The following is a 13,977-nucleotide window of genomic DNA, read 5'->3' on the forward strand; positions in this document are numbered from 1 at the left end:
TCAAACTCCAATTGGATGGCAGTGACCGCCCCCGAAAGGGTTGGCGGCGGGTTGTCATCAAAGTTGGGGGCTATGACGGGGATTTCAAGTGCCCGGAAGTGTTTCCTCGATCTTGAAGTGAGCCCGGGCGGTGGCAATCGGCTCGGCCTCGGTACTTTGCCAGGCGGTGATGGCGACGTTCGCCACCCGCCGGCCCTGGCGACAGAGATCGCATCGGGCGTAGGTGTCGCGATATTGCCCGGCGCGCAGATAGTCGACGGAAAAGTCGATGACCTTGGGCACCCCCGGCGAACCGGTAAACACCAGCAGGTGCAGGGCGGCGGCCAGTTCCATGAAACCGGCGATCACGCCACCGTGAATCGCCGGCAGCAACGGGTTGCCGATATTGTCCTTGTTTGCCGGCAGGCAGAACAACAGCTCGTCGCCCTGGCGTGAGCACTGGATACCGATCAACTTGGCGTAGGGGATAAGCTCCAGCAATTGCCCGTAGTCGCCCTGCTGATGGGCTTGTTGCAACATTTTCTTGAAGTCGTTGCTCATGCCGCACCGCCGTTGAGCGAGCCGCTGAAGCTGTGGGCACCCTTGATGCCCTTGCCCATGCGCATGAAGGTGCCGACCACGTGGGCGATGGGTTGCTGGGGATCATCCTGATAGGCAAAACCGCGGGCGAAGATGATGTCGCGGGTCACCCGATAACATTCAGCGAAACCGTAGACGTCCTTGTGCGGTGCCGCCAGGTGCATGTAGTCGATGCGCAGGTCCAGGGTCGGACAGACCTCGAACTCGGGCAGGACACACAGGGTGGCCATGCCGCAGGCGGTGTCCATCAGGGTCGTCAGCACCCCGCCGTGGATCACCCCGGAGTTCGGGTCGCCGACGATCTCGGCGCTGTAGGGCAGGATCACAGTCAACCCCGTGGCATCGGCGCTGTGCAAACGCAGCCCGAGGACCTGGCAGTGGCGGATGGCGCTGAGAAAGCGTGTGGCACGCTCGAAAATCGGGTTCTGGCTCATGAACTGATAGCTCTCATCCGGAGAAAAACGTCCATAAAAACGAAACATCAGGAAAAAGTTCCGCTCGGTCGGCACTTATATATCTTTTAAAATCAAGGAACTAATCCCTTGGGGCTGTGTTCTGAAGGCCAGTAGTCAGTGATATCCACACAGGAGCAACACCCCCATGCGTAAGACTTTAGCTATTGCCTTGATGTTGACCGCTACCCTCGGTCTCGCCGCCTGCGATAAAAAATCCGAGGACAAAGCTCAAGACGCCAACCAACATGCTCAGGAAGCTCAGAAGAGCATGAACGAAGCTCAGGATAAGGTGAACGAGGCCGCCAAGGAAAACGCCGAAGCTGCCAAAGCTCAGGCTGAATCCAACAAAGCGGCGGTTGAAGAGCAATCCAAGGAAGCCACCGGCTCCTGATTGCCCTGGAGGTTCTTGCCAGGACTCACCGGCAAAAACCTTCACGCAAAATAAAACCCGCCAAGTGCGGGTTTTATTTTGCCTGGAATCTGTAGAAGACTCTGGGGCCTCTTCGCGGCGGTGCGGCGTCCCGACAAGCCCTGCTCCTACAGTGTTGTGTCGTTCGCAAAATCGGTGGACGACGACGTACTGTAGGAGCAGGGCTTGCCCGCGAAGAGGCCAGCTTGGGCGACGCAGACCCCAAGACCGCAATCGCCAGCAAGGGAGCCGATCAGGCCAGGACTTCGTCAGGCTTGCCGAGCAGGCGATCGATCACCACCGCAATCGCCAGCATCACCACCGACGGCACCAGCCAGGCCAGGCCCTGCTCGCTCAGCGGCAGGTGCGACAGCTGCGCCGGCATCCAGTCCGCCAGCCCGGCGCCCTTGAGGGCGTCGATCATGCCGAACAGCAACGACACCAGCATCACCGGCCCGACGATCCGCCCCTGGGCATGCCAGAACGACTGGCAGAAGCTCAGGGCCACCAGGGCGATGCACGGCGGGTAGATCGCGGTCAGGACCGGGATCGAGAAGGCAATCAGCTTGGTCAGCCCCAGGTTCGACACCAGCAGCGAGAACGCCGCCAGGATGATCACCAGGCTCTTGTAGGACAGCGGCAGGACACGGCTGAAGTACTCGGCGCAGGCGCAGGTCAGGCCCACCGCCGTCACCAGGCACGCCAGGGAGATCAGCACCGCGAGGAAACCGCTGCCCAGGGAGCCGAAGGTATGTTGCACATAGGCGTGCAGCACCGCCGCGCCATTGCTGGCACCGGCCGCGATTTCATGGCTGCCCGAACCCAGGCGGAACAGGCTGATATACACCAGCGCCAGGCCGAGCCCGGCAATCAACCCGGCAATGATCGCGTAGCGGGTGATCAGCCGGGGCGAATCGACACCGCGGGAACGGATGGCATTGACGATGACGATACCGAACACCAGGGCGCCGAGGGTATCCATGGTCAGGTAGCCATTGATGAAACCCTGGGAGAACGGAGCCGCGACATACTCGGGGGTGGCCGTGCCGATATCGCCGGCCGGCAAGGCAAACGCCGCGATGCCCAGGGCCGCCAGGGCAATGATCTTCAGCGGTGCGAGGAAACGCCCGACAGTGTCCAGCAGGCGCCCGGGGTACAGGGAGATGAAGAACACCAGCAGGAAGTACACCGAGCTGTAGAGCAGCAGCGCCAGTGGGCTTTCACCGGTCAACGGCGCCAGGCCGACTTCGAAGGACACAGTGGCCGTGCGCGGGGTGGCGAACAGCGGGCCGACCGCCAGGTAGCAGGCCGCGGCCAACAAACCGCCGGCGACCTTGCCGATGGGGCTGCTCAGGGCATCCATGGCACCGCCGACCTTGGCCAGCGCGACCACGGTGATGACCGGCAGGCCGACCGCGGTGATCAGGAAGCCCAACGCCGCCATCCAGACATGGGGTCCGGACTGCAAACCGACGATCGGGGGGAAGATGATGTTGCCGGCCCCGACGAACAGGGCGAAGGTCATAAAGCCAAGTGCCAGGATGTCCTGGCCTTTCAACACTTTCATTTCAGGAAATACCACACTGCTGAATCGGAATTTAGAGAGGGATTTCCCGTGGGGTGAGGGAAATGCTGTCGACCCGTATGGGGTTGACCCGTTTAGCGCGCGGCGGCCTTGTGGGCAGCGGACGCAAAGAGGCGGGCATCCTAGCAAACTCAGGTGCAAGGCGCACTATTTGAGGGCGATCATGTCCTGCGAGCGACACTTTCGGGTCGCGTTTTCATATGAAACCCAGAAAGCACAAAGGCCACCCGAAGGTGGCCTTTGCCGGTATTGCGTCAGCTAAGCGCGAGGCTTACTTGACCGCCCAACCGGTCAGCTCGGCCAGGGCCTTGCCGATGTCTGCCAGCGAACGCACGGTTTTCACGCCTGCGTCTTGCAGAGCCGCGAACTTCTCGTCCGCAGTGCCCTTGCCGCCGGAGATGATTGCGCCCGCATGGCCCATGCGCTTGCCCGCAGGGGCAGTCACACCAGCGATGTAGGAAACAACCGGCTTGGTCACGTGGGCCTTGATGTAGGCCGCCGCTTCTTCTTCAGCCGAACCGCCGATCTCACCGATCATGACGATCGCTTCGGTCTTCGGGTCTTCCTGGAACAGCTTCAGGATGTCGATGAAGTTCGAACCCGGGATCGGGTCACCGCCGATGCCGACGCAAGTCGACTGACCGAAACCGGCGTCAGTGGTCTGCTTCACAGCTTCGTAGGTCAGGGTGCCGGAACGGGAAACGATACCGACCTTGCCTGGCAAGTGAATGTGACCTGGCATGATGCCGATCTTGCATTCGCCTGGAGTGATCACGCCTGGGCAGTTAGGGCCGATCAGGATCACGCCCAGCTCGTCGCACTTGACCTTGGCGTCCAGCATGTCCAGGGTCGGAATGCCTTCGGTGATGCAGACGATCAGCTTGATGCCGCCGAATGCTGCTTCCAGGATCGAGTCCTTGCAGAAAGGAGCTGGAACGTAGATCACGCTGGCGGTGGCGCCAGTAGCGGCTACAGCGTCTTTCACGGTGTTGAACACGGGCAGGCCCAGGTGCTCGGTGCCGCCTTTGCCCGGAGTTACGCCACCAACCATCTTGGTGCCGTATTCGATGGCTTGCTGGGTGTGGAAGCTACCCTGCGAACCGGTGATACCCTGGCAGATAACCTTGGTGTCTTTATTGATCAGGACGCTCATTATTTGCCCTCCGCAGCTTTGACAACTTGTTGAGCAGCGTCGGTCAGGCTGGTAGCCGCGATGATGTTCAAACCGCTTTCTGCCAGTACTTTAGCGCCCAGCTCAGCGTTGTTGCCTTCAAGGCGAACAACAACCGGGATTTTCACGCCGACTTCTTTCACAGCGCCGATGATGCCTTCGGCAATCATGTCGCAGCGAACGATGCCGCCGAAGATGTTGACCAGTACGGCCGCGACGTTGGTGTCGGACAGAATGATCTTGAACGCTTCAGTTACGCGTTCCTTGGTTGCACCACCGCCCACGTCGAGGAAGTTGGCTGGTTTGCCGCCATGCAGGTTGACGATGTCCATGGTACCCATGGCCAGGCCGGCACCGTTGACCATGCAACCGATGTTGCCTTCCAGGGCTACGTAGTTCAGTTCGAACTTGGCAGCGTGCGCTTCGCGCGGATCGTCCTGGGACGGATCGTGGAAGGTTTTCAGCTTGGGCTGACGGTACATGGCGTTGGCGTCGATGTTGATCTTGGCATCGAGGCAATGCAGATCGCCGTCGGCCTTGATCACCAGCGGGTTCACTTCCAGCAGGGCCAGGTCGTGATCCTTGAACAGTTTGGCCAGACCAACGAAGATCTTGGCGAACTGAGTCACTTGCTTGCCTTCCAGACCCAGCTGGAATGCCAGCTCGCGACCCTGGAATGGCTGAGCGCCAACCAGTGGATCGATAGTGGCCTTGAGGATTTTCTCAGGGGTGTCGTGAGCGATTTTCTCGATGTCCACGCCACCTTCGGTGGAAGCCATGAACACGATGCGACGGCTCGAACGGTCAACGACAGCGCCCAGGTACAGCTCTTTAGCGATATCAGTGCACGATTCAACCAGGATCTTGGTGACAGGCTGGCCATTGGCATCAGTCTGATAGGTCACCAGACGCTTGCCCAGCCACTGCTGTGCGAAGGCTTTAGCGTCTTCTTTGCTGCGAACCAGCTTAACGCCGCCCGCTTTACCGCGACCACCAGCGTGGACCTGGGCTTTGACAACCCACTCGGTCCCACCGATCTTGTCGCAAGCTTCTGCTGCTGCTTCCGGGGTATCTACCGCAAAACCCTGGGATACTGGCAGGCCGTACTCAGCGAACAGCTGCTTACCCTGATACTCGTGAAGATTCATGCTTTTTACCGTCTTCGTTAGGTACTGCGCATTCGGTGCTGCACTGATTGCAGTGCCGCACCACCTGTGACTGCTGCTTGCGTCGTTTTCCGGTTGCCCGGCCCGACGACGCAAGACTGCGTCCAGCGGACGTTCCGCGGTGAGTCTTGCGCACAAGGCTCACGACGGGCAGACCGCCGTGGTTTCTTATTATCTACTTAGCGTTTTTTCTTGTTGGCAATGTGGATGGCGCCGCCATTCACTGCCAACGCCGCTTCGTGCAACGCTTCGGACAGGGTCGGATGGGAGAAAACCATCATGCCGATGTCTTCGGCGCTGGTGCCGAATTCCATACCGATCGCGCCTTGCTGTACCAGCTCGGCAGCGCTTGGGCCAATCACGTGGACGCCCAGGATGCGGTCGGTCTTGGCATCAGCGATGACCTTGACGAAACCGCCGGTATCGTTGGCTGCCATGGCACGGCCACTGGCGGCGAACGGGAAGGTGCCGATGTTAACTTCAACGCCTTCGGCTTTCAAAGCCTGTTCGGTTTTACCGACCCATGCAATTTCCGGGTGGGTGTAGATAACCGACGGGATCAGGTCGTAGTTCATCTGGGCTTTGTGGCCCTTGATGCGCTCGACAACCATGATGCCCTCTTCCGAGGCCTTGTGTGCCAGCATCATGCCGCGAACCACGTCACCGATGGCGTAGACGCCCGGCACGGTGGTGGCGCAGTGATCGTCAACGTGGACGAAACCGCGCTCGTCGAGGGTCACGCCGCAATCAGCGGACAGCAGGTCGGTGGTCACTGGGCGACGGCCAACGGCCACGATCAGTTTGTCGAAAGTAATGGTCTGTTCGCCTTCGGAGTTGGTGTAGGTCACCACCACTTCCTTGCCCTTGTTTACCTTGGAACCGGTCACGCGAGCGCCCAGCTTGATGTCCAGACCCTGTTTGGTCAGGGTTTTCAGCGCTTCCTTGGAGACGGCGGTGTCGGCAGCCATCAGGAAAGTATCCAGGGCTTCCAGCACGGTCACTTCAGAACCCAGACGGGACCAGACGGAACCCAGTTCCAGACCGATCACGCCCGCGCCGATCACGCCGAGGCGCTTCGGTACGGATTGGAATTCCAGGGCGCCGGTCGAATCGACGATCACGTTCTGGTCAACCGGGGCCGGTGGAATGTCGATCGGACGCGAACCTGGAGCCAGGATCACGTTCTCGGCTTCGATCACTTCAACCGTGCCATCAGGCTTGGTCACTTCGACTTTCTTGCCGGCCAGCAGCTTGCCGTGGCCTTCGATCGAAGTCACGCCATTGGCCTTGAACAGCATGGCCACGCCGCCGGTCAGGTTCTTCACGATACCGGCCTTGCGGCCAACCATCGCGGCGACGTCCATTTTCACGGCGCCGGTGGAGATACCGTGGATGGCGAACCCATCCTTGGCTTCATGGTACTTCCAGGAGCTGTCCAGCAGCGCCTTGGATGGAATGCAGCCAACGTTCAGGCAAGTACCGCCGAGGGCCAGCTTGCCCTCTTTATCCTGGTACTTCTCGATGCAGGCAGTCTTGAGACCAAGTTGCGCTGCCTTGATGGCGGCTACATAGCCGCCAGGGCCCGCGCCAATCACTACCACGTCGAATTTCTGAGTCATGTGTCATTCCTTATCGAATCAAACCGGACGGCCCCGCATGGGGACCGTCGTGGGACGAAGCTGATCGTTCAAGCGGGCAAGGCGCCAGCGCCCTGCCCCCCTGGGCGCAATCAGATATCCAGCAGCAGACGAGCCGGGTCTTCCAGCAGGTTCTTGATAGTCACCAGGAAAGACACCGCTTCCTTACCGTCGATCAGGCGGTGATCGTAGGACAGCGCCAGGTACATCATCGGCAGGATCACCACTTCACCTTTGACCGCCATCGGGCGCTCGTTGATGTTGTGCATGCCCAGGATGGCGGCTTGTGGCGGGTTGACGATCGGCGTCGACAGCAGGGAACCGAATGTACCACCGTTGGTGATGGTGAACGTACCACCGGTCATCTCGTCGATGGACAGCTTGCCGTCACGGGCTTTCTTGCCGTAGGTGGCGATGCCGTTTTCGATCTCGGCCAGGCTCATCAGCTCGGCGTTGCGCAGGACCGGGACCACCAGGCCACGATCGCTGGACACCGCGACACCGACGTCGGAGTAGCCGTGGTAGACGATATCGGCGCCGTCGATGGAAGCGTTGACTGCCGGGAAGCGTTTCAGCGCTTCGGTGGCCGCTTTCACGAAGAACGACATGAAGCCCAGGCGCACGCCGTTGTGGGTCTTCTCGAACAGGTCCTTGTACTTCGAACGCAGGTCCATGATCGGCTTCATGTTCACTTCGTTGAACGTGGTCAGCATCGCCATGTTCGACTGTGCTTCAACCAGGCGCTTGGCCACGGTGGCGCGAACGCGGGTCATCGGCACACGCTTCTCGACGCGGTCGCCGGCAGCGAACACCGGGGCGGCGGCAGCCGGAGCAGCAGCCTTGGCTGGAGCAGCGGCAGGCGCGGCTTTCTTGGCGGCAACAGCAGCCACCACGTCTTCCTTGGTCACACGACCGCCCTTGCCGGTGCCGGCAACGGAAGCGATGTTGATGCCGTTTTCTTCAGCCAACTTGCGAGCCGCCGGTGCGGCCACGGGATCGTCTTCGCCAGCAGCGGCCGGAGCAGCAGCCTGGGCAGCCGCAGGAGCAGCGGCGGCGGCAGGAGCGGCAGCAGCAGCGCCGCCTTCAACGATGGAGCCCAGGACTTCGTCGGACAGAACGGTGTCGCCTTCGTTCTTGACGATAGCGCCCAGCACGCCGTCAGCGGTAGCCAGTACTTCCAGGACCACTTTGTCGGTTTCGATGTCGACGATCAGGTCGTCACGCTTGACAGCTTCGCCCGGTTTTTTGTGCCAGGTGGCAACGGTGCCATCGGCAACCGATTCCGGGAAAGTGGGGGCTTTGATCTCGATAGCCATTATCTGTGGTTCCTTAAATTCGGTTTCAGGTGCGCGAAGGCGTTAAACAGTAAAGGCATCTTGCAGCAGTTTTTCCTGCTGCTCAGCGTGCATCGATGCATAACCACAAGCCGGTGCGGCAGAGGCGTCACGGCCGGCGTACTCAAGTACCAGCGACTTGTTGTGTCCGCCAACGATGCGACGCATGTGATGCTGACTGCTGTACCAGGCGCCCTGGTTCATCGGCTCTTCCTGACACCAGACGATGTGCTTGAGGTGTTTGTACGGCGCCAGGATTTCGATCAGGTCGTCTTCCGGGAACGGATACAGTTGCTCGATACGCACCACAGCGATGTCGTCACGGCCTTCGGCACGGCGTTTTTCCAGCAGGTCGTAGTAGACCTTGCCGCTGCACAGAATCAGACGGCTGACCTTTTTCGGGTCCAGGGCGTCGATTTCCGGGATAACGGTCTGGAACGAACCCTCGGCCAGATCTTCCAGCGTGGAGATTGCCAGCTTGTGACGCAGCAGCGACTTCGGAGTCAGCACGATCAGCGGCTTGCGCAGCGGACGGATGACCTGACGACGCAGCAGGTGGTAGATCTGTGCCGGGGTAGTCGGCACGCAGACCTGGACGTTGTGCTCGGCGCACAGCTGCAGGTAGCGTTCCAGACGGGCCGAGGAGTGCTCCGGACCCTGGCCTTCATAACCGTGCGGCAGCAGCATGGTCAGACCGCACAGACGGCCCCACTTGTGCTCGCCACTGGTGATGAACTGGTCGACAACCACCTGGGCACCGTTGGCGAAGTCGCCGAACTGGGCTTCCCAGATCACCAGCGCCTCAGGCGTGGTGGTCGAGTAACCGTATTCGAACGCCAGCACGGCTTCTTCCGACAGGAACGAGTCGTACAGGTCGAAGCGTGGCTGACCTTCGTACAGGTTCTGCAGCGGAATGTAGGTGCCCGCGTCTTTCTGGTTGTGCAGCACGGCATGACGGTGCGAGAACGTACCGCGGCCGATGTCCTGGCCGGTCATGCGGATCGGGTGACCTTCGAACGCCAGGGTCGCGTACGCCATGGTTTCGGCGTAACCCCAGTTGATCGGCAGGCCGCCGGCTTGCATCTTCTGACGGTCTTCGTAGATCTTCGCGACCTGGCGCTGGACCACGAAGCCTTCCGGAATTTCCAGCAGCTTGGCGGACAGTTCCTGCAAGGTCTTCAGATCGAAGCGGGTGTCGTGACGTGCGGTCCACGCGTGACCCAGGTATGGGCGCCAGTCGACGAACAACTCCTTGTTCGGCTCCTTGACCAGGCTTTTTACCACGTGCAGACCGTTGTCCAGGGCGTTGCGGTACTCGTCGATCTTCGCCTGGACACGCTCTTCGTCCAGCACCTTGGCCTGAACCAGGCGCTCGGCGTAAAGCTCACGGGTGGTGCGCTGCTTGGTGATCTGCTGATACATCAACGGCTGGGTGCCGCTAGGCTCATCCGCTTCGTTGTGACCACGACGACGGTAGCAGACCAGATCGATCACCACGTCGCGCTTGTACTGCATGCGGTAGTCGATGGCCAGCTGGGTCACGAACAGGACGGCTTCCGGATCATCGCCATTCACATGGAGGATCGGCGCCTGGATCATCTTCGCAACGTCGGTGGCGTACTCGGTGGAACGCGAGTCCAGCGGGTTGCTGATGGTGAAACCGACCTGGTTGTTGATCACGATGTGCACGGTGCCGCCGGTCTTGAAACCGCGGGTCTGCGACATCTGGAAGGTTTCCATGACCACGCCTTGACCGGCGAACGCCGCGTCACCGTGGAGGGAAATCGGCAGAACCTTGTCACCGGCCGCATCGTTGCGACGGTCCTGACGGGCGCGAACCGAACCTTCGACCACCGGGGAAACGATTTCCAGGTGGGACGGGTTGAACGCCATCGCCAGGTGAACTTCACCGCCGGTGGTCATCACGTTGGACGAGAAGCCCTGGTGGTATTTCACGTCACCGGAACCCAGCTCGACCTTCTTCTTGCCTTCGAACTCGTCGAACAGCTCGCGCGGGTTCTTGCCGAAGGTGTTGACCAGCACGTTCAGACGGCCACGGTGGGCCATGCCGATGACGATTTCCTTGGTGCCGTAGGAACCGGAACGCTGGATCAGCTCGTCGAGCATCGGAATCAGGCTCTCGCCGCCTTCCAGACCGAAACGCTTGGTGCCCGGGTACTTGGTGCCCAGGTACTTTTCCAGGCCTTCGGCGGCGGTGACGCGCTCAAGCAGGTGGCTCTTGATTTCCGCGGAAAAGATCGGACGGCCGCGCACGCTTTCCAGACGCTGCTGGAACCAGTGGCGTTGCTCGGTATCGACGATATGCGTGAATTCAGCGCCGATGGTGCGGCAATATGTCTGCTGCAACGCTTCGTGAATTTCGCGTAGGCTCGCTTCCTCTTTGCCGATGAACAGGTCGCCGGCACGGAAGGTCGTATCAAGATCGGCATTGGTCAAGCCGTAATGATTGATCGACAGGTCTGCGGGTGCAGGACGCTGCCACAGTCCCAGCGGGTCGAGCTGGGCTGCTTGGTGGCCACGCATCCTGTAGGCCTGGATCAATCGCAGCACTTCAACCTGCTTCTTCTCGTGCTCACTGCTCACGCTGCCGGCGGAAACCGGTTGGGCGCGGCGCTGGTTCTTTGCCAGCAAGACGAAATGGTCGCGGATTGTCGAGTGCGAAACATCGGTGGCAGCGTTGCCGTCAGCGGGCAACGTCTGAAATTTGGTGCGCCACTCTTCTGGCACAGCGTTAGGGTCGTGCAGGTAGAGCTCGTAGAGCTCTTCCACATAGGCAGCGTTACCACCTGAAAGATAGCCGCTGTTCCACATGCGCTGCATCACGCTTTCTTGCATGCTTGGTCACCCTCGGTTAGGGGACACCACCGGCGAAAACACCACGCACGCTTGCAACAGTCCGAATGCCGAGACCAGAACAAGCCACTTGGGATCACGCTGATAGTCCGGGTACCAGCCCGGATGCCCCTGCTGGTCTCATTTCTTCAAAAATAAGAGCCACAGCTTTATGAGCCGTTGCTCTGGTTATAGCCGGGGCGCGGGTTGAAGCCCGCGCCCTGGCCTTTCTACGGTTACAGCGGTGCCACTATTTACAACTGCCGTTTTACAACAGCCAGGTTACAGCCGCTGAATCACACGCCGCTTTGCAGCAACATGTTACGGATGTGACCGATGGCCTTGGTCGGATTCAGGCCTTTCGGACAGACGTTGACGCAGTTCATGATCCCGCGGCAGCGGAATACGCTGAACGGGTCATCCAGCGAAGCCAGACGCTCGGTGGTCTTGGTGTCGCGGCTGTCTGCCAGGAAGCGGTACGCTTGCAGCAGGGCGGCCGGGCCCAGGAACTTGTCGGGGTTCCACCAGAAGGACGGGCAGGAAGTCGAGCAGCAAGCGCACAGGATGCACTCGTACAGACCGTCCAGCTTCTCGCGCTCTTCCGGCGTCTGCAGACGTTCGATGGCCGGCGCCGGCGTGTCGTTCTGCAGGAATGGCTTCACCTTCTCGTATTGCTTGTAGAAGATGCTCATATCGACGACCAAGTCACGGATCACCGGCAAACCAGGCAGCGGACGCACCACCAGCTTGTTGCCCTTGACCACGGCGGACAGCGGCGTGATGCACGCCAGGCCGTTCTTGCCGTTGATATTCATGCCGTCGGAACCGCACACGCCTTCACGGCACGAGCGACGATAGGAGAAACCTTCGTCCTGTTCCTTGATCAGGGCCAGTACGTCCAGCACCATCAAGTCCTTGCCACCGGTGTCGACCTGGAAAACCTGGGTTTTCGGCGCGGCGTCGGTGTCAGGGTTGTAACGATAAACTTCGACTTGCAACATATCGATCACCCTTTAGTAAGTCCGGACTTTTGGTTCGAAAGTCGGAACGGTCTTCGGCGAGAAGTTAACGGCACGCTTGGTCACACGCTTCTCACCCGGGAAGAACAGGGTATGGCACAGCCAGTTTTCGTCGTCGCGCTCTTCGAAGTCTTCACGGGCGTGGGCGCCGCGGGACTCTTTGCGATGCTCAGCGGCAATCGCCGTGGCTTCGGCCACTTCCAGCAGGTTTTGCAGCTCGAGGGCTTCGATACGCGCGGTGTTGAAGGCCTGGGACTTGTCGTTGATCTTGACGTTGGCAATACGAGTGCGCAGGTCAGCCAACTGGGCGATGCCCTTCTGCATGTATTCGCCGGTACGGAATACACCGAAGTAGTTCTGCATGCAGCTTTGCAGCTCGCGACGCAGAGTCGCCACGTCTTCGCCGTCGGTACGTTCGTTCAGAGCGGACAGACGTGCCAGTGCCGCCGTGATGTTGGCGTCGGTGGCGTCGTCGTAGTCGATACCGTCGGTCAGGGCTTTTTCCAGGTGCAGGCCGGCCGCACGGCCGAAGACCACCAGGTCGAGCAGCGAGTTGCCGCCCAGGCGGTTGGCACCGTGAACCGATACGCACGCCACTTCACCGACCGCGAACAGGCCCGGGATGATGGTGTCGACGCCTTCGGCGTCCTGGGTGATCGCCTGGCCATGGATGTTGGTGGCAACGCCGCCCATCATGTAGTGGCAGGTTGGAACGACCGGAACCGGGGCAACGACCGGGTCGACGTGGGCGAAGGTCTTGGACAGTTCGCAGATACCTGGCAGGCGGCTGTGCAGCACTTCCTCGCCGAGGTGGTCGAGCTTGAGCAGCACGTGGTCGCCATTCGGGCCACAGCCGTTGCCGGCGATGATTTCCTTGACCATCGAACGTGCTACCACGTCACGACCGGCCAGGTCTTTCGCGTTCGGAGCATAACGCTCCATGAAACGCTCGCCATGCTTGTTGATCAGGTAACCGCCTTCACCGCGGCAACCTTCGGTGACCAGTACACCGGCGCCGGCGATGCCGGTCGGGTGGAACTGCCACATTTCGATATCTTGTACCGGCACGCCAGCACGCAGGGCCATGCCGACGCCGTCACCGGTGTTGATCAGGGCATTGGTGGTGGACGAGTAGATACGACCGGCACCGCCGGTGGCCAGGACGGTGGCCTTGGCGCGGATGTAGCTGGTTTCGCCGGTTTCGATGCAGATCGCGATCACACCGACAAACGCGCCGTCCTGGTTCTTCACCAGATCGACAGCGTAGTACTCGTTCAGGAACACGGTCCCGGCTTTCAGGTTGCCCTGATAAAGGGTGTGCAGCAGCGCGTGACCGGTACGGTCGGAAGCGGCGCAAGTCCGTGCGGCCTGACCGCCTTTACCGTAATCCTTCGACTGACCGCCGAATGGACGCTGGTAGATACGACCCTGCTCGGTACGCGAGAACGGCATGCCCATGTGGTCCAGCTCGTAAACGGCAGCCGGGCCTTCCTGACACATGTATTCGATAGCGTCCTGGTCACCGATATAGTCGGAACCCTTGACGGTATCGTACATGTGCCAGCGCCAGTCATCGTTCGGGTCGGCGGACGCGATGGCGCAGGTGATGCCACCCTGGGCCGATACGGTGTGCGAACGGGTCGGGAACACCTTGGTGATCACGGCCGTCTTGTGACCACCCTGGGCCAGTTGCAGCGCGGCACGCATGCCCGCACCGCCGCCGCCAATGATGATGGCGTCGAAAGAAATCGTTGGAATGTTAGCCATGA

11 protein-coding genes are annotated in these 13,977 nt (G+C 60.5%); 1 reads left to right on the plus strand and 10 read right to left on the minus strand.

Going from position 1 to position 13,977, the window contains the following annotated elements; translation table 11 throughout:
• Nucleotides 1-84: 84 nt before the first annotated feature.
• Together M5B42_RS27380 and M5B42_RS27385 are read right to left on the minus strand one after the other, a co-directional pair.
• Entirely contained in the window at nucleotides 85-540 is a 456-nt protein-coding gene (locus M5B42_RS27380; RefSeq protein WP_248747564.1) for a PaaI family thioesterase, read from the minus strand.
• A complete protein-coding gene (locus M5B42_RS27385; RefSeq protein ID WP_248747583.1) occupies nucleotides 537-1,013 on the minus strand; it encodes a PaaI family thioesterase in 477 nt (158 codons plus the stop codon). The genes M5B42_RS27380 and M5B42_RS27385 overlap by 4 nt, the downstream gene beginning before the upstream one ends.
• A gap of 166 nt (nucleotides 1,014-1,179) precedes the next feature.
• On the opposite strand from M5B42_RS27385, the gene M5B42_RS27390 reads away from it, so the two are divergent.
• Nucleotides 1,180-1,425: a hypothetical protein gene (locus M5B42_RS27390; protein ID WP_152737183.1), complete on the plus strand. Its 246-nt coding sequence runs from the start codon at nucleotides 1,180-1,182 to the stop codon at nucleotides 1,423-1,425.
• Nucleotides 1,426-1,696: 271 nt separating this feature from the next.
• On the opposite strand, the gene brnQ is transcribed toward M5B42_RS27390, so the two are convergent.
• The 8 genes from brnQ to sdhA all read right to left on the minus strand — a co-directional run bounded on the left by brnQ (nucleotide 1,697) and on the right by sdhA (nucleotide 13,975).
• Nucleotides 1,697-3,010, minus strand: coding sequence for a branched-chain amino acid transport system II carrier protein (brnQ, locus tag M5B42_RS27395; protein WP_177100388.1), 1,314 nt, complete (start codon nucleotides 3,008-3,010; stop codon nucleotides 1,697-1,699).
• 289 nt (nucleotides 3,011-3,299) lie between these two features.
• Complete coding sequence (gene sucD / locus M5B42_RS27400; protein ID WP_019692317.1) at nucleotides 3,300-4,181, minus strand: succinate--CoA ligase subunit alpha; 882 nt, start codon at nucleotides 4,179-4,181, stop codon at nucleotides 3,300-3,302.
• A complete protein-coding gene (gene sucC / locus M5B42_RS27405; protein ID WP_103498765.1) occupies nucleotides 4,181-5,347 on the minus strand; it encodes an ADP-forming succinate--CoA ligase subunit beta in 1,167 nt (388 codons plus the stop codon). The genes sucD and sucC overlap by 1 nt, the downstream gene beginning before the upstream one ends.
• 197 nt (nucleotides 5,348-5,544) lie before the next feature.
• The gene (gene lpdA / locus M5B42_RS27410; RefSeq protein WP_103498764.1) at nucleotides 5,545-6,984 is read right to left on the minus strand and encodes a dihydrolipoyl dehydrogenase; all 1,440 of its coding nucleotides are present in this window, start codon (nucleotides 6,982-6,984) and stop codon (nucleotides 5,545-5,547) included.
• Between the two features lie 110 nt (nucleotides 6,985-7,094).
• Nucleotides 7,095-8,318, minus strand: a complete 1,224-nt coding sequence (odhB, locus tag M5B42_RS27415) for a 2-oxoglutarate dehydrogenase complex dihydrolipoyllysine-residue succinyltransferase (RefSeq protein ID WP_100940870.1) — start codon at nucleotides 8,316-8,318, stop codon at nucleotides 7,095-7,097.
• 42 nt (nucleotides 8,319-8,360) lie between these two features.
• The gene (locus tag M5B42_RS27420; protein ID WP_103498763.1) at nucleotides 8,361-11,192 is read right to left on the minus strand and encodes a 2-oxoglutarate dehydrogenase E1 component; all 2,832 of its coding nucleotides are present in this window, start codon (nucleotides 11,190-11,192) and stop codon (nucleotides 8,361-8,363) included.
• A 293-nt stretch (nucleotides 11,193-11,485) separates the two neighbouring features.
• Nucleotides 11,486-12,190, minus strand: a complete 705-nt coding sequence (locus M5B42_RS27425; protein ID WP_100940979.1) for a succinate dehydrogenase iron-sulfur subunit — start codon at nucleotides 12,188-12,190, stop codon at nucleotides 11,486-11,488.
• Between the two features lie 12 nt (nucleotides 12,191-12,202).
• The gene (gene sdhA / locus M5B42_RS27430) at nucleotides 12,203-13,975 is read right to left on the minus strand and encodes a succinate dehydrogenase flavoprotein subunit (protein WP_100940872.1); all 1,773 of its coding nucleotides are present in this window, start codon (nucleotides 13,973-13,975) and stop codon (nucleotides 12,203-12,205) included.
• Nucleotides 13,976-13,977: the final 2 nt, after the last annotated feature.

Source organism: Pseudomonas sp. MWU12-2037 (genome assembly GCF_023242345.1).
GTDB lineage: Bacteria > Pseudomonadota > Gammaproteobacteria > Pseudomonadales > Pseudomonadaceae > Aquipseudomonas > Aquipseudomonas gingeri_D.

Bases quoted from the DNA above. Each gene is read 5' to 3' on its own strand.
- M5B42_RS27380 (WP_248747564.1), bottom strand. From the start codon at position 540: ATGAGCAACGACTTCAAGAAAATGTTGCAACAAGCCCATCAGCAGGGC.
- M5B42_RS27385 (WP_248747583.1), bottom strand. From the start codon at position 1,013: ATGAGCCAGAACCCGATTTTCGAGCGTGCCACACGCTTTCTCAGCGCC.
- M5B42_RS27390 (WP_152737183.1), top strand. From the start codon at position 1,180: ATGCGTAAGACTTTAGCTATTGCCTTGATGTTGACCGCTACCCTCGGT.
- brnQ (WP_177100388.1), bottom strand. From the start codon at position 3,010: ATGAAAGTGTTGAAAGGCCAGGACATCCTGGCACTTGGCTTTATGACC.
- sucD (WP_019692317.1), bottom strand. From the start codon at position 4,181: ATGAGCGTCCTGATCAATAAAGACACCAAGGTTATCTGCCAGGGTATC.
- sucC (WP_103498765.1), bottom strand. From the start codon at position 5,347: ATGAATCTTCACGAGTATCAGGGTAAGCAGCTGTTCGCTGAGTACGGC.
- lpdA (WP_103498764.1), bottom strand. From the start codon at position 6,984: ATGACTCAGAAATTCGACGTGGTAGTGATTGGCGCGGGCCCTGGCGGC.
- odhB (WP_100940870.1), bottom strand. From the start codon at position 8,318: ATGGCTATCGAGATCAAAGCCCCCACTTTCCCGGAATCGGTTGCCGAT.
- M5B42_RS27420 (WP_103498763.1), bottom strand. From the start codon at position 11,192: ATGCAAGAAAGCGTGATGCAGCGCATGTGGAACAGCGGCTATCTTTCA.
- M5B42_RS27425 (WP_100940979.1), bottom strand. From the start codon at position 12,190: ATGTTGCAAGTCGAAGTTTATCGTTACAACCCTGACACCGACGCCGCG.
- sdhA (WP_100940872.1), bottom strand. From the start codon at position 13,975: ATGGCTAACATTCCAACGATTTCTTTCGACGCCATCATCATTGGCGGC.